The sequence below is a fragment of the Nocardia anaemiae NBRC 100462 genome, from assembly GCF_001612725.1.
Taxonomy (GTDB): domain Bacteria; phylum Actinomycetota; class Actinomycetes; order Mycobacteriales; family Mycobacteriaceae; genus Nocardia; species Nocardia anaemiae.
The window spans coordinates 1-980 of record NZ_BDAZ01000128.1; the positions used below are offsets into that span (position 1 = coordinate 1).

A 980-nucleotide genomic window follows, 5' to 3' on the forward strand; every position below is an offset into this window, starting at 1 on the left:
AGGACCAGGTGGCGCACTCCGTGTGTGGTCACCAGATGCCGTGCCAGCAGCGCACCCAAACCACCCGTACCACCGGTGATCAGCACCGTCCCATCCGGATCCGGCCGCCGCGGCACCGTCAGCACAATCTTGCCGACATGGCGTGCCTGCCCGAAATAACGGAACGCCTCACGAGCCTGCCGCACATCCCACGCCGAAACCGGCAACGGAGCCAGGCCACCCTTTTCGAACAGTTCGGCTAACTTCCCGAACATCCCCGCGACCCGATCGGCGTCCACTCGGGTCAGATCAATCGCCTGATAGCGCACACCGGGATAAACGTCACCGATCGTGTGCGGGTCGCGTATGTCGGTCTTACCCATCTCCACGAACCAACCACCGCGTGGTAGCAACCGGAGTCCTGCATCGACGAACTCGCCCGCCAGCGAATCCAACACGACATCCATCCCGGCACCGCCGGTCGCCGCCAGGAACCGCTGCTCGAAATCCGTGGTCCGCGAATCGGCAATCCGATCAACATCGACACCCAGGCCGCGCACCGTCGCCCATTTGCCACGGCTCGCCGTCGCATACACCTCGAGTCCCAGGTGTCGCGCCAACGCCACCGCCGCCATGCCGACCCCGCCAGCGGCGGCATGAACCAACAACCGCTGCCCCGCCCGAACTTCGGCAACCTCCACCAACGCCAACCACGCCGTCAAATAAACCGTGGGGACACCGGCGGCTTCGCTGAACGACCAGCCCGACGGGATGCGCGTCAGCAGGCGACGATCCGTGACCACCATCGACCCACCGGCGGGCGCAAGCCCCATCACGGCATCACCGACCCGAAGATCCGAGACCTCCGCGCCGACCTCGACCACAACACCGGCCACATCCGACACCAGGCCCGCCCCATCAGCAACCACCCCCAGACACACCAACACGTCCCGGAAGTTGACCCCCATCGCCCGAACATCAACCCGAACCATCCCAGCGCC

The 980-nt window shown here is 65.7% G+C and carries 1 protein-coding gene; it reads right to left on the minus strand.

The genetic code is table 11. From position 1 onward, the window contains the following. On the minus strand, positions 1-947 hold a 947-nt coding region (locus NA5_RS38720; protein ID WP_245672688.1), incomplete at its 3' end, for a zinc-binding dehydrogenase. Positions 948-980: the final 33 nt, after the last annotated feature.